The sequence below is a fragment of the Caryophanon tenue genome, from assembly GCF_001700315.1.
Classification (GTDB): domain Bacteria; phylum Bacillota; class Bacilli; order Bacillales_A; family Planococcaceae; genus Caryophanon; species Caryophanon tenue.
Genome location: NZ_MASJ01000008.1, coordinates 35,958 through 61,164, shown reverse-complemented (window position 1 = coordinate 61,164; position 25,207 = coordinate 35,958). Strand labels below are relative to the sequence as shown.

Sequence of the window (25,207 nt, the reverse complement as noted above, 5' to 3'; positions counted from 1 at the left end):
CAAAACTTACTATTTTACTACGCTTTATAATAATTACATACACTCCCTACAAGACGAAGGTTAAAAATAGATATATAAAGTTATCATTTCCATTTTGTGTCGTTTAGCCTGGGGGAAATGATGCGTTTTTATAGAAAATGAATAAAAACCACATGTAAAATGGTCTGAATGAACACATCAGCTACTCAACGAACGCCCTAAACTACATAAACAAAAAACCTCCGACAACGTAATTTGTCGAAGGTCCATTTATGCATATAACGTTAGCTTTTTACGCTATCGCTTCTTCGGCACAAAGAATGTTATAGTAATAGCCAACACAAGCATCCATATATACGTATTACTTGCAGCTGCCGCAAAGCCAGCTGTTGTCTCCTATATATGACGAAGATGAAATGAATACATAGATACAATAACGGCTGTACCAATTGCACCCGCCAGTTGACGAACCGTATTGTTTACAGCGGAGCCGTGAGAAGCCAGTTCTCTTGGTAAAGCATTAAGCGCTGCCGTATTCAGTGGCATCGTAATACAAGCTAATCCGATACGAAGCACAATTGTGCGCAAAATAATATAAAAAACAGATGTTGTCGCTGTTAGATTGATTACCATCACCATCGATACCACAATTAGCACCGCGCCTGTGAAAAATAGCGGTCTCGCACCGAAGCGGTCAAATAGTTTGCCAGTAACTGGTGACAAGAACGCATTAATAATGGCTGCAGGTAATAAGATTAAACCTGCATAAAAAGCATTGAAGCCACGCCCATCTTGTAAATAAATCGGTAGTAAAATTAAGTCAGCATACATTAACACCGTAATTGCGATATTCATAACACTTGTAATCGTAAACATTTTATAGCGAAATACACGTAAATTCAGCAATGGTTCTTTTTGTGTCATCATTCGTCGGCTAAAGAGTACAATGAACACAAAACCTGCAATAATCGCTGTGCCTACAAGCCAATCTCCCCAACCACGTGTTCCCGCACTACTGAAGCCGTATAGCACCGCACCAAATCCAATCGTTGAATACAGTACACTCACTATATCTAATGAAATTTTTGTACCTTCCTCTACGTTCATCATATATTTAAGCGCCACAATAATAATCACTGCCGCAATTGGAATCATGAAGATAAATAAATAGCGCCACGAGTAGAACTGTAAAATAAATCCACCAACTGTTGGCACAATCGCCGGTGCAAACATAATCGCAAAGCCCATTTTCCCCATAATGGCGCTACGCTTTTCTGCGGGATATAAATACACCATAATGGTCATCATTAGCGGTAAAATAATGCTTGCGCCCGCTGCTTGAATCATTCGCCCGACTAATAGCACACTAAAATTCGGTGCACATGCAGCAATGATTGAACCCACAAGTAAAAATGTCATCGAGCTAATAAACATTTGGCGCGTTGAAAAACGCTTCATTAAATAAGCGGCAATCGGAACAAGTACACCATTGGCCAACATAAAACCTGTGGAAAGCCATTGAACAGTTGCAGGTGTCACATGAAAGATTGCCATAAATTCACTTAAAGCGACATTTAGTAATGTTTGATTAAGCGTTGAAAAAAAGCAACCTACAATTAAAATGGTAACGAGTATGTTTTTCGTTTTTGTTGATAATTCGTTTTGCATAGAAACTCCTTTTCACGTATATTATAGACAATGTGTCTAAAAAGTATCGTAGCAAATAACGAAAACATTTGACCATACACAATCTTATCTAAACTGTCTTATAATCGACAGTTCTTTAAAAAATGTCGAAAAGAATTGAGGGATACGTCGATGCAATTTGAAGACCCACGTGTTATTCGTACACAAACGATGTTAAAAGAGGCATTGCTGTCGTTACTAGTGGATGGCTATGAGCTACATCAACTATCGGTTCAAAAAGTGACAAAACAAGCTCAGCTTAACCGCACAACATTTTATTTACATTATGAAGATTTAAGTGATTTACAACGACAAATGACCGCTGAAATTTTGCAAAAAGTCACAGTAAAAATAACATCACTTATGCATAACACCCACAACGCCCGTCAAGAACAAGTCATTGATTTACTGAACTATTTAAAAGAGCAATGGTCTATCATTTTTGTTTTAAAACAGCAAAGTACACTAGAGCAACATTTATTTACATCGTTTGAACAGATGATTGTCGTCCGTCGTCATCATCCGATGAAGCCAAAACGTGATATGTATATTGATAGCGACATCAAAACCGCTTCAATTATCGGCGTCATGATGTGGTGGTTAAAAAGCGACACCGTTCACACTGCCGAAACCATCGCACAACAAATTGAACAAATGAACCAGCACTAAAAAGGAGAAAGCATATGCGTACACATGAAATCGCCAAACGTGCGAACGTTCATCCAAATACGGTACGTTTATATGAAGAGTGGGGCTTTATTTCCCCCGTACCTTGGAAACCTAATGGCTATCGCCTTTACGATGAACGTCACGTCATACAAATGCAAATTGCCCGTTTAGCATTTAAAGAAGAATTTATTCAAAATAACTTACGTAAAAAGGCAACTGAACTGGTGCTACTGAGTGGACAGGAACGTTTTGCAGAATGCTTACAAGCTGCGTATACGTATGATTTATTTTTACAGCATGAGCAGCAATTTGCGCTACAAGCTGTTCAAATGGTTGAACAGTTGCGTATACACACGCCAAAGCAACAACATAAAACTTATACACACCAACAAGCCGCATTAGAACTTGATGTAACAGAACATACCCTTCGTCATTGGGAGCGTAACGGTTTGTACACGGTTATGCGCAATGCCCAGAACCGACGTCTCTATACAGAAGCGGATATGCAGAAACTGTTAATTATTCGAACATTGCGCAGTGCTCATTTTTCAGTGGCACGTATTTTACAGCTCTTTCAGCAATTAGAGCGCGAAAATAAACAGCCTATTTTAGCGCTACTCGGCTCACCTGCCTTCACCGATGATTTTTATCATGTGACCGATGAATTGTTTGTGCATTTACAACAAGCCCGCAAAAATATCCAAAAGATTAAACAGTTGCTACAAGTGGCGTTGGCGCAGCCGCATCAATAAGTACCGTTAATTCATGCATCGCTCGTGTAACGGCAATATAGAGTAACCCACGCTCAAACTTTGTCGCATAGCGTGTATTGTCTACAAACGGCACAATGACTGCATCGAACTCAAGCCCCTTTGCATATTGAATTGTCGTTACAATAATGCCTGTTTCAAAAATCGTCGTGGTACCGTCCATTACGTGATGTGGTTTTTGTAAATGCTCACTAATATACATCGCATCTTCTGATGTTTTACAAATAATCGCTGTCGTTTTAGCGGTTGATGATATGGCGTTATGCACTTGCTGAAGCATCTCAGCGTGTGTCGTATAAAAGCGTTCATCCACCTCTTTACTATGACGAGCGATTGGCTGTAACATGCCCTCTTCAAGGAACTGCTGTGCGTATGTAGCAATTTCATACGATGAACGATACGTTGTCGTTAAACGGTGAATGGTCGCGCGTGGAAAAATAGTTGAAAGTGCCTGTAGTGACATTGTTTCATACGGAAATAACGCTTGCCCGACATCGCCAATAATTGTACGTTTACATGTAAATAGTTGTGCAAGCACTGCATATTGAATTGGTGTATAATCCTGCATTTCATCCAGCACAAAATGCTGAACAAGCTCAAATGTCGTCATGCCGGAGAAATACGTTTGTACATATAAATAAGGATACACATCATTGAACTCAAAATGCTTATTTTTAAAGTAAAATGAACCTTTTGGTAACGTCTCGATAAATGCACGATAAATCGCAAACGCTGACGGATACGCTAAACGCTTTTTCAATCGCTTCACAACTTCATTTTTAGAAGGCAGCTTTAATTCACCGTTACGCTTTCGCTTTAACACATGCATCATATCGTCGGCAATATTTGCAAGACGTACTGTAATAGGCTCTTTATGATAGGCCTCGAAGCGTTGTGCGATATAGGAGTCTTCAATGACGATATCTGCAATTTTCATATTTTCTATGCGTAAAATGGTTGTATCGACATCGGCTAAAAAACATTGCAACCGCTCAACAAATGCCATATTCGCTTTTTGTGCGGCACGTTTTGCTCATGCACTTTGGGGATTTTCTAAAATAAAGGCAGTCTCTTCTTCAAATGATGTATAGGTAACCGCATTTGGCAATAAACGTTCTGTTAGCTCATCTAATGTAAAAGAACGAATTGGCTCCTCGCCAAGCTCCGGCAACACATTTGAAATATAATGTCCGAATACTTTATTCGGTGACAAAATAAAAATGCGTTCGGCGCGTAAAGTATCTCGGTATTTATATAAATAATACGCAATACGGTGCAGTGCTACAGCCGTTTTGCCGGAACCCGCTACCCCTTGAATAATTAGTGTATGTGCCGTATCATCACGCACAATTTGATTTTGCTCCTTTTGAATAGATGTCACAATCGTCTTCATTTTGTCGCTACCATTTGCGTGTAACACTTGTTGTAGTGCTTCATCTTGAATCGTCAATGAACTATTCAACACATATTGTAGCTCTCCATGCTCAATTTTAATTTGGCGCTTGCCAATAAGTTCCCCGTCAAAGCGTTGCTGCATGGCTTCGTAATATGCCGCGCCGATTTCAAACTCATAATACATATGACAAATCGGTGCACGCCAGTCATAAATAAGCGTTTGCCCGTTTTCACCTTCATGACCAAAGCGTCCAATATAAAAACGTTCTGCCTCCGTTTCATCTTCATATATAAAATCAAAACCGCCAAAATAAGGTGAGTCTAATAGACGGTCAATTTGCTGTTTCGCTAGCACGTTTGCAACACCTTGTTTATCAATCATACGTAGTGACTGTTGATAATCATATATTTCAAACTTATCGAGTTCTGCATGAAAGTCGACGACATATTTTTGTAAGTCATTAAATGAGGCATTTTTATGCTCAATCGTCGCACATAGGTGTTTGCGAGTTTGCTGTAAGCTGTGTAATGTTTGTTGTAAATAGTCATATTCTCGTTGTTCAATCATTAAAATCCCTCCAGAACAACTAGTGTAGCAAAAGGTTTTTCGCTGGTGTCAAAGTGGAGGGTTATAAAACGCTCGAAAAATATTTCCGAAAATTCCCACATTAATTCATACTTGACTTATCGGAATTAAGGTGTATGATAAAAACAGATTTAGTTCGTAAGATGAATTGTTTGGGAGGGAATTAATATGAATTTTGCAGTATTAGCTAATATTCTTGTTTTATTAGCGCTACTAACGTTTTTATATACGTTAAAAAAGAAAAACGTTAAATTTTCAAACCGTGTATTTATCGGTTTAGCACTTGGGGTTGTATTAGGGGCTGCCTTACAACTGATTTACGGCGTGGAATCTGAAAGCTTAGCGGAGACAATGCCTTGGTATAACATTATCGGTACAGGCTATGTTCGTTTATTACAAATGATTTCAATGCCACTTATTTTCATTTCGATTTTAGCAGCGTTCACAAAAATTTCAGCTGGTAAAAATATCGGAAAGGCAGCCGCACTGATTTTAGCAGTTTTAATTGGCACAACAGCTGTTGCAGCAGCTGTCGGCATTACATCTTCTATCGTATTTGATTTAGATGCTTCTGAAATTGTACAAGGAGATGCTGAAACAGCACGTGGTGAATCACTTGTTGAGCGCTCTGAAGAAGTCACAACACTACCTGACCAAATTTTATCGATGTTCCCTGGTAATCCATTTGCCGATTTAACAGGCGCACGTTCAACATCAACAATTGGTGTTGTTATTTTTGCCGCATTACTTGGGATTGCTTATTTAAAACTTCGTCGTAAAGAAGAAGAGCAAGCAACAACGGTTAAAAAAGGCATTGACGCGATTTACGGCTTAATTATGGGTGTTGTGCGTATGGTATTACAATTAACACCATACGGGGTACTTGCTATTATGGCACGTACGATTGCGACAAGTGATTTCCAAGCAATTATTGACTTAGGAAAATTCGTGATTGCTTCTTATGTTGCACTTATTGCGATGTTTATTATCCATTTAATCATTATTGCATTGACGGGCTTAAACCCACTGCAATATGTGAAAAAAACGGGCGAAGTATTATTATTCGCATTCACATCACGTTCAAGTGCAGGTGCATTACCACTTAATATTGCGACACAAACAAAACGTTTAGGTGTGCCTGAAGGGGTTGCAAACTTTGCAGGGTCATTTGGTTTATCTATCGGGCAAAATGGCTGTGCGGGTATTTATCCGGCGATGCTTGCTGTTATGATTGCTCCGACTGTAGGCATTAACCCACTAGACCCTGGCTTTATCGCAACATTAATTTTAATTACGGCCATTAGCTCGTTCGGCGTAGCTGGCGTTGGTGGTGGTGCAACATTTGCTGCGATTATCGTTCTGTCTGCGATGGACTTACCAATTGTGTTAGCCGGTATTTTAATTTCGGTTGAACCATTAATTGACATGGGTCGTACAGCACTCAATGTAAGTGGTTCTATGCTATCTGGTATTGTATCAAGTCGTTCTACAAAAGAGCTAGATACCGATGTCTATAATGCACCTATCAATGAAAAAGGGTTATTATAAACAACTTCCCTGCGTCAGCACCGTTGAGACGGTGCTGACGCAGGGTTTTTTAGTGGCGTTCTACAATAAAAAGCTGAGAAAATTTGGTTTCAACCGCAATGTGTCAGCTTTTTTATTTGCATATTTTTATTTTCCTTTAAAAAGTGTCGGATAAACTTTATGTTTTTTCAAAGGCTAATTTAATACCAAACCCAACTAACACTGCACCTGTAATTGCCTCCATCGCTGCTTGCGTCGCTGGCTTGTTCATAAAAGTACGTATGCTGTCGAGTAATAACACGTAAAAAATAAACCAAATAAATGTCAGTACTGCATAGATGATACCCATTGCTAAAAATGCCCAAAATGGTTGGGCGTCTGGTGCTAAAAACTGCGGTAAAAACGTTAGAAAAAACACCGCTACTTTTGGGTTTGTAATATTTGTGAAAAACGCTTGTTTAAATGCGGAATTTCCTTTAGCTGCCATCTCTAACTCTGCAGCTGTCTCTTTTTTCGCGCGCATATTCATCCATGTACGAATGCCTAAATAGCATAAATAAATCGCACCGATGTATTTTAACACCGTAAACGCAAACGCTGATTGGACAATTAATGCCGATAACCCCGCTACACATGCAACGGTATGAATACCTAACCCTGCGCATGTGCCAAGCATCGACTGCATACCCGCCTTTCGTCCGCCAGTAATCGTATTTTTCGTAACAATCGCTGTATCTGGACCTGGTAAAATGATTAGCAATACACACGCCAGTATAAATAATGGTATGCTCGTCACGCTTACACCTCCTAATAGTTTTAATTTTCATTATAATCAATCTTTTTTGCGTATTCAACATCAATAAAAGCCCACTCGAAAATGCGATATGCATATCGAGCGGGCTTTTACTGTTATTCGTTAAAATTCATAACCACTTATATCCAGTGCACGCTTTAATATTTTTGCCATTTGTGAACGTGTTAATGATGCTTGTGGTGAGATTTCACCATTATTCCCCGTCATAATCTGTTGGTGTTGCAATTGGGCAAATGCTTCTTCAGCATACGCAGAAATTTTTGCTGCATCTGTATATGAAAGTGTCGTTTCTATATTTACATAGCCTTTATATTGTAGCATACGGTGAATCATCACAGCAGCTTGCTGACGCGTAATTTGTTTACCTGGTTCAAATGTTGTCGCAGATGTACCGGTAATAATACCAATTTCTTGTAATGCTTGTACATCGGCTTCATACCACTTGCCTTTTGTATCGGTAAATGTCGTAGTAGTCGTTGGCGTTACTTGTAAAGCACGCGCAATCATCACTGCAAATTGGGCGCGTGTAATTGGTGCACCTGGGCTAAATGTTGTTGCGGATGTACCCGTTGTAATACCCGCATTAAATAATGCAGCAATTTCAGCTTCATGTCCTGTTGCAGCAATATCTGTGAATGGATGTGTCACTGTCTCTTCTTCAACAACGGCTGTTGCTGTAACAGTTGCCGTTAATTCACCTTCTGTTGTTGTCACCACAAATTGTAAATTTTCAAGCGATGATAGCGTAAAGTTGACTGTTGGTGCCGGTGTTGTGGCTGTCAGACGTTGCCATAATGCGGCTAGCTTCGCCGTAAACGCTTCATTTTGCGACCAAGAGGCGATTTCTTCACCATCTTGTAGCACGGTAAACGACTGTAGCGATTCTGTCGGTTGTAATGCTAATGAGACATCATATCCATCCGCATGTTGGTGTGTGTCAATATTGCTAATAAATGCTGTAAATGCAGCGGGTGCTGTAATATCAAATGTCACATCACCTGTTGATGGTAGCGTTTCGGTAACGATAGGTTGTTGTGGTACTTCTGGTGCTACCGGCTGTTCTGGCTGTGGCTCAACAGGTGTTGGTGATCCTGGTATTACTGGTAATGATGGTGTAGTCGGTTGCTCAGGGTTTACTGGTGTTTCTGGTTCTGTTGGCTCTTCAGGATTTACCGGTGTTAATTCATATCCTGTTACTTGTGCACCAATAACCGTTTCAATCCCGCTTCCTGAAATACCATTTACATAGAAGAATAAGTCATCTAAATTGGGTACCGTAAATGTCAATGTCGTTTCTTCTGTACCTTCAGGATCAATCGATGCTACTGTTTCCCCGCGCTGTGTCACGAAGAAATCATACGTTTGACGGGGGTTAATCGTTAACGTAACTTCATATGCATCTTCGACTTTCTTTACGCTTGCTGCTGGTATAATTGTCGCCATTGCTGTAGCAGACGGAATATGTGCGATTAATGATTCATACGTGAATGTCAACGGTTGCGGCGTTGCGGTGAAAATGGTCTCATCTAAATCTGAACCATCCACATATTGTGAGCTGTCTACTTCATCGCTTGGTACTTCCTCTTCCACAACTTTCACATTGGTTAATGTTCCTGTATACGTTGTTTCTTTTTGTGCTGCGGTTTCTGTTTCTGGTGTCACATAGACAACCTCAACCGTCACATCATCAATCGACGCTACTGTAAATGTGGCTGTTTCGTGATTAGCTGCTGATACTTCTGTTAAAATATTGTCACCTTGCTTCACAATAAATGTTTGATAGAAGCCACGTGCACTTTCTGCTTTTGTCGTATCAATCGTAAACTGAATACCATCGTCTACCTTTTTTGCTTGTGCTGCTTCAATGACACCTGGAATAATAAATTGCGCTGGCATACCTGCTGTAATCGTTAATTCGACGGCTTGGTCTTGTCGTGTTAATGCATCCAACCATGATGTTGTTGCTTTGGTGAAATCAAAATTAAATGTATATGTGCCGTGTGTGCTGGCTTTTAACGTTACGGCAGCTTTATGATCTTCTAATTTCACACGGACAACACGCACAAGGTCTTTCGTTTCAGCTGAGCCTGTTTCAGATACAAGAACAGCCGCTTCGTCATTTACAACGAAATCTTCAACCGCATAGGAATGCCCCGCAAATGTAATATAGGCATAGCGGTCCCCATTTGTTGCTTCAATGACATCTGCTCTTGGTACCCACGCTGAGAAATACGCATCATTTGCTGTACCACTTGTAAAGGCAAAGCTTGTTTTTTCTTCAATAAAGTCAAATTTGAACGTATAATTTCCGCGTGTGCTTCCTAAGAAAACATTCGCCTGATAGTGTGCATCTAATGCTATACGCACCGTACGTGTTAAGTCCTTCGTATCAACTGAGCCTGTTGTTGCGACAATGGTTGCATCTGCCCCTGTTTCATTGCCTTCTTTGAATGTATCAATTGCGTATGAATGACCACCAAATGTAATTTCTGCATACGGCTCGCCGTCTTCACCAATGACAAAATCTGCATTTGTCACGAAATCACGTAAGTATGCATCTGCACTCGCACCCGTTTCAAAATCTGTACCCGTTGTAAACTGGAAGTCTACATTTTTTTCGACAAATTGAACAACTGCTGGCTGTTCTGGTTGCGCAGTCATGTCACCGGCAACAAACGCCTTCACCGGCACTTTATATACCGTGCCGTCTACATGCTCAACTTCAAAGAACATCCCTTCACCAATCGCGCCGGTAAAGCTTGTTTGCATCGCACCAGTGTCTGGACTATTCCAATTTACAAACATCATATTATCTTTTTTAATGCGTACCGCTTTTACTTCGTCTGTTGGTGCAAACGCCATGCCAAGGATAATGGCATTCTCTGCCGTATCTACATATGGCTGCTCGGTCATTGCCGATTGTAATAAACGAATCGCTTCTGCTTCTGTCCCTTCTTCATAAACAAATGTCACATTTGTTTTTTCGGTTACATCTAAATAAGAACTGAACCCTTCGTATAACGTAGCCTCTTGTGCATCTGCTGCTACTTGATACGTCACTACGTGATCAGCGGTACCTGAGCTACTAAATGTTAACGTCGCTTCGTTGTCGTCATTTAACTTCACTTCATATGTGCGTAATGGATTGGCGATTTTCACAAGCTGACCGCCTGATACTGAACCGAAAATTGGATAGCGTAAATCCAGTGAAATACGGGCATAACGTCCATCTTCACGCGTAATCACATCAATATTTTTGGTAGCCTCGCGGTAGTTCTTCACATAGTGGGCATCTGTCACATCGGTAATCGCAAAGTGTTCATGCGCCGATACATCACCATTTGCTGGTGTTTCGAATGGGAAGTAAACAGTCGTCGTGTTGTCCATCACAAATGCTGGCATTGAAGGCATTGGATAATAAGTAAATGGCAGTACCGCTTTATAGCCATCAATTAATAACACTTCAACAATTTGTGTACCATCTTCTTTTGTTGCAACAATTGTATAGGTGTCACTGTCTTTTAATTTAATATTGGTGCTTGCCGCAATTGTAAATTGCGCATATTTTGCACCGTCACGTGTAATCATATTAGCTGACTGCATCGCTGCTTCAATATATGGTCGGGCTGAAGCTCGTGTATGTTCAGCTGTAAACCACACATTTTCTTCTACTGTTTCTTCTACTGGTTGCTCCGGCTCTTGCGGTTGCTCAATAGGCGGTGTCACTGCCACGATATCTTTATCAAATGTTAAACGTAAATCATATTTACCGTATGTGTCTGCATCCACATAAATATCGAGTACATTGCTCGCTAATGGGAATTTCACCGTATACACACGGTCTAAGCCTTCTTTTTCATTGTCGGCAATAATTTCTGCATCGACTTTTTCACCAGCCGCGTTGACATATTGCAGTTCGTTCGCAATATACATTTTGCCGTTCAATGTAATATTCGCATAATATTGACCATTCTCTTTATACACTTCGGCTGGCTTTTCAAAATAAGGACCTAAGTACGCAGCAATATCAATTGGTGCAGGCGGTGCATCGGGCGCTAGCACAATTGTATACGGTACATCTTCTTTTAGGACAAAGTTTGTTTGGACATGGTACTGACCATATGTGTCACCATCCACATATAGTTTCATCGTTTCAGTGTGAACGGGGAACTTGATAACGCGCACACGATCTAAGCCTTCCTTGCCATTATCGCTCACAAATGTCACAGGCTTTTCGTTCCCCTGTTCATCCGTATATAAAATCGTGTCGGCAATATACATCTTGCCCGTAATCGTAATATATGCATAGCGCTGACCGTCTTCTTCTTTTAGTGTGGCAGGTTTTTCAAAATATGGATTTAAGTAATTCACCACGAAGTCATCCATTGCGCCATTCCCTACTGCTGTTAACGTATAGGGCAATTCTTCCCCTGCTACTTCGTTTGCTTCAAATGGGGCAACACTTTCTAAATCAAATAATAAACGACCGATAAAGGAATTTGTTAGCTTTTGATCGTACGGACGATACGTATTGAATTTCACACGTGTCGGTGCTGATAAATCATCCACTTCGACTTCAAATTCTTGATTGAAAACGCCCGCTGCGACATCTAGCTTCTTCGTCATTGTAAATGGGGTAAATGTATAATCTCCGTATACGTTCTCCATTTCCCACCCATCCGTATACGACATCGCACTATTATTACGAATTGTACCTTTTACTGTATACGTACCATCGTTGACGACAACGCGTGTATCCTCAATGAAATATTCATTTGATGCCAAACCAACCTCTTTTGTAAATGGGGCACGCTGCACATCACGTAATAATGTCACATCAATGGTATATTCGCCGTCCTCATGCGGAAATGCTGTTGGGACATGCTTCGTGTGCTTACGTAACGGTAGCGGTGCATCTAACTTTTCTAGCGTGACAAAGTTTGTCACAATGCTTCCTTGTTCCGTGACTTGTTCTCCTGTTATTTTATCTTTCCCACTAATTGTTAGTGGAATGTTTTGCTGTAATGTATCGACCGTAAATTGTAGCGCGTACACAGAGCCATCCGCTGCCTTTAGTTCCTCATACGGTAATGTCGAAGAAAACGATGTAATGTCCACTAATGATTCCTCATTATTTAATACTTGAACAGTCAGTGTCTTTTTAGCTGCCGTCACATCTATGGCCACTTCTTGTGCGAAAAATGTATTCGCATATGGGCGTGTGATGTCCATCGCGTGCGTACGATATGTTGATACTACTTTATAATTGCCTACGTCAACAGTTGGTGCTTCCGCTACATACGTAATCGTTGCAGGGTCAATTTTTAAATAAAGACGCTCTGTTCCTCCGTACGTAGGTGTTTCACGGTCATAATAATATTTTGAACTCATTAATTCCGTATAATCATATGGATTCCGAATTTCAAATCGTATCGTCGTTTCATGTGTCTCCTCATTCACTGCGACTTGAGCCGCTTTTGTCTCTTCTGTCCCTGTCCATGCATATAAAATACTGTTGATATTATGTAGTTCATAATTATTTTGTGGATTTTCTGCATGCAGACCTGGTAAAACAGTTGCGGTCACATAGTACTTCCCATTGATGACTTCTAATTTAGCTTTTGGTGCCACGGTCGCTTTAACTGCAGTTGGTGTGACAAAGCCTGAACCTGACATAAATGATGCAAGCGATACATCATAAACACCATCTGCTAACGTCTCACGCTGCTCAAACTGTCGACTTGGTGCATCTTGTTTTGTTATCGTTGTCGCATCAAATGACAATGTTGCTTGTTGTGGTATATCTTCACGAATAATCGTCGATATTTTTTGAGAAAAATTATACTGAATGGTTAATGGCTTTGTTAAATCACTTATAGTAAATTGAATCGTTTGCGGTAAACTATCGCCAACACGGGGCAGTGACTCCGTGACCGTAACCGGAATATCTTGCCCGTCTTGCTGCACCGAAATCGTATCAATATGAGACGCTGATACTACATTTCGATTGACATATAACGTGACAATCTTTTCACCAGATTCGGTTACTTCAACTTCTGCATGTAACGGTGTATGATAGGTCAGCTGGAACTGGTCTACATTGCCTCCTTCTGTCGCCAATGTTGTACCAATCGCATAATACCCTGCTTCTAATTGTGCTAAATCGTATGAGGATGTTACTTCAGCTGTTGATGCCTCTGCATGCGACATTGTCGGTGCAACAGCACTCACCGCTAATACAGTTGCTAATGCTACACGCATATACTTTTTCGAATAACGATATGATTTCATAATTTCCTCCTGCTATTTTCATCTTGTGTATGTCCTCTAAAAGAAAACGATAATCATTCTCAATGAGTGTGAAAGAAAAAAATCTATATTTCTACAGATTTCACATCGTTTTTATGATGCCCGTAAATGTTCAAGAGGCTTCTTTTTTTGTTTCTTCTCACCGCATTGTTCATACAAGTTCAATCTACAAAAAAACAGCACTGTTGTCGATAATACGTTTTTATCGAAGTGATAAGCATCAATTTTTACTATTTTTGGCTTTTTGTTCTCCATACTGCTACATAATAACGACAGAAAATGCGACTTTTACATTTTGCTTAAACGAAAGTGCCGTTCTTTTCCTAAAATTTTCATGGATAAAAGTAGCGGAAAGTGATTTATATCGAAAAAGCATATTTTTATTATTTTCAACAAAAACAAACAGACTTTACACCTATCTTTTTTCACTACGCTTCTTCGTTGTCAGATCATGTTCGTATAAGAGCCCCTCACTCTTGTCAGTTCCATGTTCGTGGCAATATACGGCGAAAATCTATAAAAATACAAAAAAAGATGCTTTAAGCATAAAAAAGTGGTAGGAGAAAATGTAATATTTCTCCCACCACTTCGTTGCTCAATATGCTGTCCGTAAAACGTCACTGCGCACCTTAAAAAGCTAATTTTCGGCACGACAGCTTAAAATTCTACTAACTTTCATCTCACAAATCAACGATTAACTATGTTGTCATATATACTTTATTACGACCTGAACGTTTCGCTGTATATAGTGCCTGGTCAGCAGCTTCAATTAACGCTCGCGGTGTTTCATATTTGTCAGCCAATGTTGCAACACCGCCACTAATTGTTACATAACCTTGCATGCGCCCTTCATGTACTAACTGTGTCTCGTGGACAATGCCACGTAAATGTTCAGCAATTGCATAGGCCTGCTCTCTCGTGTAGTTTGGCATCAACAATATAAATTCTTCGCCACCATAGCGCACAAATATAATATCATCCGGTAATTGCGCTGCGACAATTTGCGTTACTTTTTGTAAAATGGCATCGCCTTCTAAGTGACCATAAAAATCATTATATTTTTTAAACTCGTCTAAATCAAACATCATAATTGAAAACGGCTCCTGTTTCGTCTTTGCTTCATTAAATATAAATGGCAATGTATCATTTAAATATTGGCGATTATAAATCCCCGTTAAACTATCATACATCGCTTGTTTATGCAGGCGTTCGTTTGCCTTTGAGAGCTCGGCTGTACGTTGACGAATCGTTTCATCTAATGTGCTATTCATCTGCACTAACTCTTCATTTAATTGTGCCGTTTCCGTAAATTGCTGTGCATAGCGGTTCGCAATCGACATGATAACAATAATCACATTAATCGTTAAGCAAAATAACGTCATTGGAAATACGTTAATAATGCCCACACCGGATAAATAATCTGTTATCATGCCGCCTAATGTAATCGCCACACCAATACAATTTGGGATAATAAATCGACGACGATACTTTAATGCGTTTCTAAATACAAATGCAATATACATGACAACGATAAATTGTGAGACGCCTAGTATAAAGAAGACTTGTTGGAAAAATAATGGCTGTGTAAAAAGCGTAATCAGCACAATTGTTGCTAAAATCACACTGTTGAAGACCACTACCGATCGCTTAAATAAATCGCGATATAAATAATAAATAAACCATACATAAAACATCGCTGTTAAGCATGTTGCAATATATTCTAACTTTGTTGCGGTTACATACGAAATATCAATCGGTAATAAACGATAAATAAATGGCACGGTCATTAATGTGCGCACTACAATGCTAAAGCAAAAAAGGGAAAACGCTAAAAATGCCTTTTCCTCTCGACGTAGTAAACCAATAATCAACGTCAAAATACCAACAGCTAAAATAATACCGAGTAATACAATAATAAAGTACACTTGCTGTTGAAATTGTCGGTCAACAAGAGACGCTTCACCAATGAATAACGGATTGGCTAGCCCCCCACGTATATGCGCAAAGCTCGAAATTTGGATAGCAATCGTAATAACAGATTCTTCTACTTTAAAATAGCCTGTTTGTGACTCTAACATCGTGACATGTTCCGCTTCTGTACGCCCTACTTGCCCGCTTGTAGCAATGCGCTCTCCATTTACATATAACGCCATTGCACTATACTGATACGGTGAACGAATGGCTAACACTTGCCCCTTATACGATGCTGGAATTTCAATTTGCGTTACATATGTACCATAACCATTTACGTTCCCCGTAATTGCTTCAAACTCTTGTGGAATCGTGACACGTTTGCCACGTTCGTATATTTCTGGTGGCTCTAGCCCATCATACAGTTCATTTTCAAAAAATAACCAATCTCCCTGAATCTTTACAACTTCTTGCTGTTGCAAGACAGACTGCACGGGGAGAGTTGCCGCTTCTGTTTGAAAAGCACCGATTCCGATGCATAAAATGCTCATGACCCATGCTAGTAGCAATCGATTTCTCATGGCTCTCTCCTTTAAATTGCAACAATCATAAATTGTATACATTGGTTTCATCGAATTCTTTCTATTTTACCATATTTCTCTACTATATTAACTGCCTAAAATCTAGCCAATCATGCTAGTCTTCGCTTTTTTACTGATATCATCATTGCCGTTTGTTTTCATTGACGAACGCTAAGTGAACAGATACAATCAAACCACAATATAGATGTATACAAACGCATACGAATTGTGCTGAACGGAGTGATGAATACATGAGAAAAGACTACGTGATCAAGCAATCTGAGGACGAACGCCGCGCACATCATCGCGCAAACAGTGCTGAACGTCGTGAACGAGGCTCTGGTGCACAAACATTTCGTCGTAAACGCATTGTCCAATTTTTAATTCAATTAGAAACACGCAAAGCTTCGTTACAAAAACAGCTAGAAACGCCTGAACTACAAAATTTACATCCCGTGTTGGTAGGCGAATTAAAAGCAGTGCAAACGACCATTGATGAGTATATTCAATTATTCGAGCTATATGAATATGAAGATGGCTCGTTCGAACAAGCTCTTGAAGAAAAATCCGAATGATACACATACCTATTCAGCAAACAAAGCTGGATAGGTTTTTTATTAGCACATCATTACGTGACGCTTTATATCCCTTTTTTTAGGAAAATAAGGTATGATACGAATGTAATACTTAAAATACACGCATTGTGCGTCAGAAAGAGGTTAACGTCATGAAGAAAATTATAAATCAGCCAGAAAATGTCGTCGTTGAAATGTGTAATGGTCTCGTGTTAGCCCATCCAGAATTAACATTTTCACCTAAATACAAAATCATCAAAAAAAAAGACTTAAACACTCAAAAAGTAAGCTTAATTAGCGGTGGTGGTAGTGGACATGAGCCAGCACATGCAGGCTTTGTCGGCACAGGTATGCTCGATGCTGCAGTTTGTGGCGATGTGTTTGCATCCCCATCACAAATTCAAGTGTACCGAGGCATTCAAGAAGTCGCAACAGATGCCGGTGTACTGATGATTATTAAAAACTATAGCGGTGACATGATGAACTTTAAAAATGGCGCTGCGCTTGCGGAAGAAGACGGTATTACCGTAGATTACGTACGTGTAGATGATGATATTGCTGTAGAAGATAGCTTATATACAGTCGGTCGTCGTGGTGTTGCCGGTACTATTTTTGTACATAAAATTGCTGGCGCTGCGGCTGAACGTGGACTAACGTTAGCAGAAGTAAAAAGTGCTGCGGAAAAAACGGCTCGTGCGACAAAAAGCATTGGCTTAGCCTTAACCTCTTGTACGGTACCGGCTTCGGGAACACCAACATTTACATTAGCAGAAGATGAAATGGAATATGGTGTTGGGATTCATGGTGAACCAGGTATTACGCGTGAAAAACTACTGCCTGCTGATGAGCTAGCTGCGCGTATGGTTACCGATTTATTACGTGATTATGGAACAGCTCCGCAAGAAGTGGCTGTACTTATTAACGGCTTCGGTGCCACACCATTACAAGAACTATATATTTTAAATAATGCTGTATTACGTGAATTACAACAGCGTGGTGTCACAACATATCGCACATTTGTTGGCAACTATATGACAAGTATCGATATGGCGGGTGCGTCTGTGTCATTACTAGCACTTGATGAGGAATTAAAAGGTTATTTAGATGCGCCCGCTTCCACACCTACATTAAAAGTAGACGGTGCTGCACTACCGATGACGGCAGCTGCACCTCAAACAATTACAGCAGACGAGCAAGTGTCATTCACGGTTGAAACAGATGTGCAATTCGCTGCGATTACGAACGAGCAGTTCACACTACATAATATGCACTATTATGTAGACAAAATGAGCGCCGTTATTATTGAAAACGAAGTACCATTTTGTGAACTTGACCAACATGCAGGTGATGGCGACTTCGGAATGAGCGTTGCAAAAGGCTTCAAACAATTAAAACGTGAATGGGCAACAATTTTAGCAGAAACGACAACGATAAGTGCATTTTTACATGCAAGTTCTCTTGTCATTATGGAGCATTGTGGTGGTGCATCTGGTCCGATTTGGGGCTCTGCTTTCCGCGCAGCTGCCAAATCTGTAGCATCTGCGGAAACATTAACAGTGGCTCAATTTGCGAATATGCTGCAAGCAGCTGTGGACGGTATCCAAACAACAGGTGAACGCTCTTTCGGACGCGGTGCTGTTGTTGGCGATAAAACATTAATCGATGCGCTCGTACCAACTGTTGAAGCATGGCAACAAGCCGCTGCAAATAATGCTACGTTTAAAGAAGCATTTGTCACAGGAGCAGAAGCAGCTGTTGATGGCGCTGAACGCACAAAAGATATTGTCGCACGTATGGGGCGTGCCGGCGCTGTAGGTGACCGTAGTTTAGGCTACCCTGATGCTGGTGCACACGGCCTTGGCGTTATTTTCACTGCGCTTGCGCAAGAAGTAAAATAAATAAAACAATAAATACATTAATCTATTTATTTTATATTCATTCTAATAAAAACACCGGTCATCGATACTACCCATGATGACCGGTGTTTTTTTCATTATGATAGGACGGTAGCCGCTTCTTTCATACGACTCCACATATACAATTCAAATGCTTCAAGGGACGTTTTCATCGGAATATACCCAAACTGCTCTTTTAATTTTGTGTTTAACAACACCGGACGATAACGTAAAAAGTCAATTTGCTCTTCTCCATACTGTGTTAAATGCAATCGCTTCAGCGCAAACAATCCACTGTAAACAGCTGTTGCAGGAATTTTGATAACGCGCTTATTGAGCAAAATACCAAGCTCATCAATCGTTAACGCTCCGTCACCGGCAACATTAAAAATACCTGTCACATCACTATCAATCGCTTTCACAAAACACGCGACGACATCTTGGTCCCAAATAAAGACAAACGGACTATCCGAGCCAGCAATGCCGAGCAATACTTTTTGTTCAAATAAATTTGTAATTTGATTGCGGACATTTTCCCCTAAAATTGTACCAATACGGAAAATCGTTTGTTCAAGCTGTGGATGTTGCTGGCGATACACCGCTAACATTTCCTCGACTAAGCGCTTATGATGCGAATATGCAAATACTTCATTGCCTCGAATAGCATGCTCCTCGGTAAGCCACGCTGCATTATCTGCGTAATAACCATATGCTGCGCCACTTGACGACACAATGATGCGACGGACATTGGCGGCGACACACGCCTGTAAAATATTTTCTGTTCCTAATACATCGACCGAATATTCAAAGCTACGGTCACTATGTTTCCCGGGTGTCACAATCGATGCTAAATGCACAACGACCTCCACTGCATGCTGTTGAAAAATTGCTGTTGCCTCTGGTGCGCGCACGTCTAATTTCACATACTGTAAACGTTCATGTAGTGGGAACGGGGATTCCTCTCGAATATCCGCCGCAATAACCGTGTGCGCACTCTGTTCTAATAAATGCGTAACAAGCTGATGGCCTAAATAGCCCGCTGCTCCTGTAATTAATACGTTCATGTGCGTCGTACCTCCGTTGTTGTTGCCAAATCATTGGCTGGTGGCTTGCGTGACCAAATTGTGGCAATGGTTAAGCCGGAAATAATGTGCCAAATCCCCCAAAATGCCGCAACAAGGGCCATACCTCCAAGCCCACCGAAGAAATTAAAAATCAGAACAAGACCTAATCCTGAATTTTGAATACCGGTTTCAATCGCGATTGCACGGCGGTCACGTTCTTCCACACGTAAAGCACGCGCTGTAAAATAGCCAATGCACAGTGCTAGCGCATTTTGAATCATAACAACCCATACGACTGCACCGACATGCTCGGTAAAGGCACTGAAATTATTGGCCACCATTACAATAACAAATACAATGAAAATCACGATTGATAACTTCATCATAATTTGATTAAAACGCGCCGCAAAACGTGGCATTTTTTGACGAATTACCATCCCTACAATAAGTGGTAAACCAATCATTAAAAAGATGGTCGTAAACATATCCCCAACGCTGATGCTAAACGATTGAATCATATCGCGTGTTGGCCCATACATTGATGCCCATAGCAATGTGTTTAGCGGCGTCATGACAATCGCTAAAATCGTTGAAATGGCTGACATGCTAATCGATAATGGTGTATTGCCCTTTGCTAAATGCGTTAAAAAGTTTGATAAATTACCTCCTGGACAAGCAGCGACTAAAAACAAGCCTAGCGCAATACTCGGAAGCGGCTGCACAATACTGACTAATACAAACGTAATCGCTGGTAGTAGTAGAAATTGACAAGCTATACCGATAAGTGCCGGTTTAGGCGTTTTCAGTGAGCGCTTAAAATCCGATAGCTGTAAATCAAGTGCTACACCGAACATAATAAAGCCGATCACAATATTCATGACCAAAATGGCACTTTCATTGAAGTTAATTTGGATTGTATCAATGCCCATATATTATTTTCCTTTCGGCTCAGCATGCATATCTTTGAAATAACGTAATCCAGGTGCCCACATATGCTTCACTGGGTCTACTTCCACATGAATTACGGTACACTTCCCAACCTCAATCGAACGTTGCATCGCTTCTTCTAACTGATTTGGATGCGTCACATATTCACCATGTGCGCCCATTGCCTCTGCCACTAAGTCAAAGCGAATTTCACCTAAATCGGCATTAATACTTTCATGTGGGTCTAATGTTTTCTTCAACATCGTTTTTAATGGACGCAGTGCGAAATGCTGATTCATCTTAACCATGCCCCACTGTTTATCACACATGACAATATAGACAACATGTAAATGATTACGAATAGCTGTTTCAATTTCTTGTGGATGGAAGCCCATCGCTCCATCACCAATAATACAAACAACCGGTGTATTTGGCTTTGCCACTGCAACACCAAGCGCCTGTCCAACCCCTGCACCAAGCATGCCAAATTTAAACGTCGAATGTAGCGGCATCACGTCATTTACTGTGTAATAAAAGTTTGCCCAAATAACCGTGTTGCCACCATCCATCACAAGCGGTGTATGTTTCGGAAACACCTTGCCAATCGCATTCGGCACACGCGCTGGATTAATCGGTTTACTATTATCTTTTAAATGCTCATCTAGCTTTTTACGATGCGCCTGCTTTGTCGCTAAATGCTTGGAAATAGACTGCTGACGTTGACGGTTTACATGAGTTTCACCGTCTTGCGCTAACTGCTGAAGCATTTGCTGTAAGAAAAATTTAATATCTGCTTGAATTAACAAGTCTGCTGGTTTATTTGCCCCTAAAATCATCGGGTCTAAATCAATTTGAATGACCTTTTGATGTGGATTCCAATAAGGTGCTTTCCCCCACCAGTCGGTTTCACCAACACGAGAGCCTAAAATTAACACAACATCCGCTTCACTACGAATATTATTATTCGCTTCAATATGCACCATTGGCATCATTAAATCATGCTCTTCAGACATGGCACCGCGACCTGCCCAGCTCGTTGTCACCATCATGTTCATGCGTTGGGCAAATTCCGTTAGTTCTGCTTTTGCTCCAGAATGCAGCACACCACTTCCGGCATGAATAATCGGGAAGTTCGCCTCTTTTAATAACATCATGGCACGCTCAACTTGGTATTGAGATGCTTTCGGTAACTCCATCATGCGGTATTGTGACGGCTCCCAAAATGAAATATCACATTTCACTTTCGTATTCATAATATTTTCTGGAATATCTACATGCACAACCCCTGGACGCCCTTCAAAACATTTACGTAACGCCATACGTAGCATTTCAGGAATACGATCAAATGACGGCACAGCCTCGCTCCACTTTGCAAACTGCTTAATCGTACCTGTTTGGTCAAAGCATTGATACGTGCCGCCACGGTCTGGATACATGATACCTGTACGACGCGCACTCGTAATGCATAGCACACGATTCCCTTCTGCTTGCTCCACAACTAAACCTGGTAAAATATTCGCAACCCCTGGACCATTACTTGCCATACATACCCCTAAACGATTGGACGTTCGTGCATAAGCACCCGCCATATGCGCCGCAGATGTTTCATGTCGTGGTGAAATTAAACGAATACCATGCTTTTCAAGATTCGAATAAAAGCCAAAATATGTACCATCAATAATGCCAAAAAGATTTTTTACCCCTTCAATCGCCAACATTTTTGCAACTACTTCTCCACCTGTCATCATTGTACTCATATTACAGTCCTCCTAAAGTTTGTTGTAATTGTGTAAATAAGTGTGTAATATTTTGTGCTGTCGGAATGCGGCGATTCGTTTGAATACCGTTTCCGCTTAATGCTAGTTGTGTCAATTGCTCTTTTTGTTGTGCTAATAATGGAACGAGATGCCTCGCACTTTCCCACACGTGAAAATCTACATTTAACTGCATCAAATATAATGCCACATTTTTAGTCTGCAGTAGCTCAGCAATGCGGTCATAACGCGCTTGACACGCTTCATAGCTAAATGTGACAACAAACGGGTGCATCAGCGCGACACTTTGTCCATGTGGCAAGTGAGCGAGCACCCCTAATGCTCTACCAGTTGCATGAGCTAAATTAGTCGAAGCATTCGAAAACGCGACCCCTGCATAAAAACTCCCGAGTAACAGTTGCTCGCGTACGTCTACATCATCGGGCGCTTGCTGAATTTGCTGTAAACCTCGTGCAAGTAGCGCTATCGCTTGCTCCGCATACATGTCAGAAAACATATTAGCTTCTGTTGATACATACGCTTCAATGGCGTGTGTAAGTGCATCAAGCGCTGTAAATGCCGTTATGTGTAAGGGCAATGTTGTCGTTAGCGTCGCATCTAATATCGCAACATCCGGTACTAGCTGCTCATGTGCTGGGTTAACTTTTTTCTGTGCCGCTTCGTCCGTTAAAACCGCTACTTTTGTTGCTTCTGAACCTGTCCCCGCTGTAGTCGGAATGGCGATGAACGGCACCCGCTCCACGGCTTGAGTACATAACTGTTCAAAAGGTACTGTTTTATTGCGGGCAAGTGCTGCTACTGCTTTTGCCATATCAATAACACTCCCACCGCCAATTGCGACAACTGCGTCATGCGTATCTATACGTGCCAACACCTGTTCAAGCATCGCGAGTGTCGGCTCACCTGTAGGCATCTCATAATACGTTGCACCATCTATCACCACTGCATGCCTACGCCAAACACTCCCGCTATATAACAAAAACGGGCGTGTGCATTGTTGCAAAGCTAACTGTTCATTCAGTACACGCTGCCATTCACCACGTGCAACCATTACTTTTTTAGGCATTGTCAATGTATACACGACATTCGCTCCTCTACCGCTGAATTTTTAGCCGTAACGAATAAAGCTCAGGATGAAAATAACTTTTGTAGTACTCTAAAACCTTGCCGTCTAATGATAAAATTGTTCGTTCAATACATAGTACATTTGTATGCGGTGCAATATTGAGTAACGCTGCATCCTCAACACTAATCGGGCAACAACAAATCATTTGCTCCGCCTCCACCATAACAAGTTGTAGCTGCTGTTCGATCACATCATAAATCGTTACCGCATTTAAATCATACGTAGCTAGCTGCTCACCAACCTCCGGCGCATAAAAATGACGCTCTACAGCAATCGGTAAATCATTTGCTGTTCGCAAGCGCGCGATTAAAAATACGTCATCACATTGTAAATATTGCTGCTCTTGCTCACTTGCCTGCTGTCGCTGCGCCTCTAATAAAACAGCGCCAGGCGTCATACCTAAACGTTTGACCGTTTCTGAAAAGCTATTCAATGTGTTTAGCCAATCATGTACAGCATTTTGCTTTGTGATAAACGTTCCTTTTCCGTGCACTTTTTCCAACACGCGCTCTTGCACTAAATGCGTCACCGCTTGTCGCACAGTCGAGCGACTCACCTGATACAAGTCCATCAGCTCACGTTCACTTGGAATTTTATCGTCATATATGTCCGCGCGAATATCGCGTAGTAAAATTTCCTTCAGCTGAATATGTAGCGGCAACGGGCTATCGAATTTCAGCATGGTTTCACCTCTTTCATACGAACATCGGAACGTCCGTACCAGTTGTCATCTCTTAAGGTGATTATAGCCATGTGATATGAAAACACGCAATCTTTTTTCTTAATTTTCTGATATTTATTTCCAAATAATATACTACGGTAATGCTTAGTGCGCAGAAAAAAGGCACCCATACCATTAGTAAATCATAACTAATTTTACGGGCGCCTTTAGTGTTCTAATCAGCATCTCATATACTGTCACTATAAAACAATGAATTCTTAGTAGTCAAGTGTGTTTTTACTAATTTAACAAAATATTTTAAATAAATAGAAATTTATTGCTTTTTCTACTATTTGCGCGTATTTTCATACATAAAGCGAGTTGCAATTGAGAGGAGATCACACAAATGACAGAAGAAATGAAGTTTTGCCGACAATCCCGCGTCTATCGTTCCGGTCGCGTATTTCCAAATGATTTTAATAATCACAACACATTATTCGGGGGACGTTTGCTGAGTAATATGGACCAAGTTGCCTCGATTGCAGCGGCGAAACATAGCCGCCGTGAATGCGTCACAGCCTCAGTGGATGCGGTGGAATTTTTGCATCCAATTCGCCCAGAAGAATATGTAACGTTTGAAGCATTTGTCGTATGGACCGGTACAAGTTCAATGGTTGTATTTTTAAAAGTGTATACAGAAAATTTACGTAACGGCGAACAAAAAATTGCGTCGATTGCCTATTTCACCTTTATTGCGTTAGATGAAAATGGACGTCCTTATAAAATTCCAGGGATTGTGCCTGAAACAGAAGAAGAACGCTACTTATATGAGACGGCGAAACAACGCAATAATTATGTCGCTGAGAAAAAGCAGTTAAATAAAGAACTCGTATCCTTCTTAAAGAAAAAGCTTTAAATTATCGCTGTCGTGTAAAGCTTGCACCATGCATTGAAAAC

General features: G+C 40.8%; 17 protein-coding genes. 6 read left to right on the top strand and 11 right to left on the bottom strand.

Annotated features, from left to right (window positions below; all coding sequences use genetic code 11):
- Positions 1-375: 375 nt before the first annotated feature.
- A complete protein-coding gene (locus tag A6M13_RS07195) occupies positions 376-1,647 on the bottom strand; it encodes a DHA2 family efflux MFS transporter permease subunit (protein WP_425393913.1) in 1,272 nt (423 codons plus the stop codon).
- A 150-nt stretch (positions 1,648-1,797) separates the two neighbouring features.
- Here A6M13_RS07195 and A6M13_RS07190 point away from each other — a divergent pair, with 150 nt between their 5' ends.
- Complete coding sequence (locus tag A6M13_RS07190) at positions 1,798-2,334, top strand: TetR/AcrR family transcriptional regulator (protein ID WP_066544476.1); 537 nt, start codon at positions 1,798-1,800, stop codon at positions 2,332-2,334.
- Positions 2,335-2,348: 14 nt separating this feature from the next.
- Positions 2,349-3,086 carry a MerR family transcriptional regulator gene (locus A6M13_RS07185; RefSeq protein WP_066544474.1) on the top strand — a complete coding sequence of 246 codons (738 nt, stop codon included), beginning with the start codon at positions 2,349-2,351 and terminating at the stop codon, positions 3,084-3,086.
- Here A6M13_RS07185 and A6M13_RS07180 read toward each other — a convergent pair.
- Positions 3,043-4,110 (bottom strand): ATP-binding domain-containing protein, encoded by a 1,068-nt coding sequence (locus A6M13_RS07180; RefSeq protein ID WP_066544467.1) that lies wholly within the window; start codon positions 4,108-4,110, stop codon positions 3,043-3,045. The genes A6M13_RS07185 and A6M13_RS07180 overlap by 44 nt on opposite strands.
- 27 nt (positions 4,111-4,137) lie before the next feature.
- On the bottom strand, positions 4,138-5,067 hold the full coding sequence (locus tag A6M13_RS07175; protein WP_066544465.1) for a helicase domain-containing protein: 930 nt from the start codon (positions 5,065-5,067) through the stop codon (positions 4,138-4,140).
- Between the two features lie 186 nt (positions 5,068-5,253).
- Between A6M13_RS07175 and A6M13_RS07170 the strand changes: the two genes are divergently transcribed.
- Positions 5,254-6,633, top strand: coding sequence for an L-cystine transporter (locus A6M13_RS07170; protein ID WP_066544463.1), 1,380 nt, complete (start codon positions 5,254-5,256; stop codon positions 6,631-6,633).
- Positions 6,634-6,790: 157 nt separating this feature from the next.
- On the opposite strand, the gene A6M13_RS07165 is transcribed toward A6M13_RS07170, so the two are convergent.
- The 3 genes from A6M13_RS07165 to A6M13_RS07155 form a co-directional block, all read right to left on the bottom strand.
- A complete protein-coding gene (locus A6M13_RS07165; protein WP_066544460.1) occupies positions 6,791-7,408 on the bottom strand; it encodes a LysE family translocator in 618 nt (205 codons plus the stop codon).
- A gap of 120 nt (positions 7,409-7,528) precedes the next feature.
- Positions 7,529-13,717, bottom strand: coding sequence for an NEAT domain-containing protein (locus A6M13_RS07160; protein ID WP_066544458.1), 6,189 nt, complete (start codon positions 13,715-13,717; stop codon positions 7,529-7,531).
- A 716-nt stretch (positions 13,718-14,433) separates the two neighbouring features.
- On the bottom strand, positions 14,434-16,227 hold the full coding sequence (locus A6M13_RS07155) for a sensor domain-containing diguanylate cyclase (RefSeq protein ID WP_066544446.1): 1,794 nt from the start codon (positions 16,225-16,227) through the stop codon (positions 14,434-14,436).
- A gap of 251 nt (positions 16,228-16,478) precedes the next feature.
- On the opposite strand from A6M13_RS07155, the gene A6M13_RS07150 reads away from it, so the two are divergent.
- Together A6M13_RS07150 and dhaK are read left to right on the top strand one after the other, a co-directional pair.
- Positions 16,479-16,802: a hypothetical protein gene (locus A6M13_RS07150; protein ID WP_066544443.1), complete on the top strand. Its 324-nt coding sequence runs from the start codon at positions 16,479-16,481 to the stop codon at positions 16,800-16,802.
- A gap of 152 nt (positions 16,803-16,954) precedes the next feature.
- Entirely contained in the window at positions 16,955-18,700 is a 1,746-nt protein-coding gene (gene dhaK / locus A6M13_RS07145; protein WP_066544438.1) for a dihydroxyacetone kinase subunit DhaK, read from the top strand.
- 95 nt (positions 18,701-18,795) lie between these two features.
- Here dhaK and A6M13_RS07140 read toward each other — a convergent pair whose 3' ends face one another.
- Genes A6M13_RS07140 through A6M13_RS07120 form a run of 5 tightly spaced genes read right to left on the bottom strand, consistent with a single transcriptional unit; the run spans position 18,796 to position 24,271 of the window.
- Positions 18,796-19,761, bottom strand: coding sequence for an SDR family oxidoreductase (locus A6M13_RS07140; protein WP_066544434.1), 966 nt, complete (start codon positions 19,759-19,761; stop codon positions 18,796-18,798).
- A complete protein-coding gene (locus A6M13_RS07135; RefSeq protein ID WP_066544426.1) occupies positions 19,758-20,690 on the bottom strand; it encodes a bile acid:sodium symporter family protein in 933 nt (310 codons plus the stop codon). The genes A6M13_RS07140 and A6M13_RS07135 overlap by 4 nt, the downstream gene beginning before the upstream one ends.
- Positions 20,691-20,693: 3 nt before the next feature.
- Entirely contained in the window at positions 20,694-22,445 is a 1,752-nt protein-coding gene (locus tag A6M13_RS07130; protein WP_066544424.1) for a thiamine pyrophosphate-binding protein, read from the bottom strand.
- A gap of 1 nt (position 22,446) precedes the next feature.
- The gene (locus A6M13_RS07125) at positions 22,447-23,544 is read right to left on the bottom strand and encodes an iron-containing alcohol dehydrogenase family protein (RefSeq protein WP_245669254.1); all 1,098 of its coding nucleotides are present in this window, start codon (positions 23,542-23,544) and stop codon (positions 22,447-22,449) included.
- Between the two features lie 13 nt (positions 23,545-23,557).
- Complete coding sequence (locus A6M13_RS07120; protein WP_066544421.1) at positions 23,558-24,271, bottom strand: GntR family transcriptional regulator; 714 nt, start codon at positions 24,269-24,271, stop codon at positions 23,558-23,560.
- Between the two features lie 385 nt (positions 24,272-24,656).
- Between A6M13_RS07120 and A6M13_RS07115 the strand changes: the two genes are divergently transcribed.
- On the top strand, positions 24,657-25,166 hold the full coding sequence (locus A6M13_RS07115) for an acyl-CoA thioesterase (protein WP_066544418.1): 510 nt from the start codon (positions 24,657-24,659) through the stop codon (positions 25,164-25,166).
- Positions 25,167-25,207: the final 41 nt, after the last annotated feature.

Coding starts and splice junctions, on each gene's coding strand:
- A6M13_RS07195 (WP_425393913.1), bottom strand. CDS start 1,647: ATGCAAAACGAATTATCAACAAAAACGAAAAACATACTCGTTACCATT.
- A6M13_RS07190 (WP_066544476.1), top strand. CDS start 1,798: ATGCAATTTGAAGACCCACGTGTTATTCGTACACAAACGATGTTAAAA.
- A6M13_RS07185 (WP_066544474.1), top strand. CDS start 2,349: ATGCGTACACATGAAATCGCCAAACGTGCGAACGTTCATCCAAATACG.
- A6M13_RS07180 (WP_066544467.1), bottom strand. CDS start 4,110: ATGGCATTTGTTGAGCGGTTGCAATGTTTTTTAGCCGATGTCGATACA.
- A6M13_RS07175 (WP_066544465.1), bottom strand. CDS start 5,067: ATGATTGAACAACGAGAATATGACTATTTACAACAAACATTACACAGC.
- A6M13_RS07170 (WP_066544463.1), top strand. CDS start 5,254: ATGAATTTTGCAGTATTAGCTAATATTCTTGTTTTATTAGCGCTACTA.
- A6M13_RS07160 (WP_066544458.1), bottom strand. CDS start 13,717: ATGAAATCATATCGTTATTCGAAAAAGTATATGCGTGTAGCATTAGCA.
- A6M13_RS07155 (WP_066544446.1), bottom strand. CDS start 16,227: ATGAGAAATCGATTGCTACTAGCATGGGTCATGAGCATTTTATGCATC.
- A6M13_RS07150 (WP_066544443.1), top strand. CDS start 16,479: ATGAGAAAAGACTACGTGATCAAGCAATCTGAGGACGAACGCCGCGCA.
- dhaK (WP_066544438.1), top strand. CDS start 16,955: ATGAAGAAAATTATAAATCAGCCAGAAAATGTCGTCGTTGAAATGTGT.
- A6M13_RS07140 (WP_066544434.1), bottom strand. CDS start 19,761: ATGAACGTATTAATTACAGGAGCAGCGGGCTATTTAGGCCATCAGCTT.
- A6M13_RS07135 (WP_066544426.1), bottom strand. CDS start 20,690: ATGGGCATTGATACAATCCAAATTAACTTCAATGAAAGTGCCATTTTG.
- A6M13_RS07130 (WP_066544424.1), bottom strand. CDS start 22,445: ATGAGTACAATGATGACAGGTGGAGAAGTAGTTGCAAAAATGTTGGCG.
- A6M13_RS07120 (WP_066544421.1), bottom strand. CDS start 24,271: ATGCTGAAATTCGATAGCCCGTTGCCGCTACATATTCAGCTGAAGGAA.
- A6M13_RS07115 (WP_066544418.1), top strand. CDS start 24,657: ATGACAGAAGAAATGAAGTTTTGCCGACAATCCCGCGTCTATCGTTCC.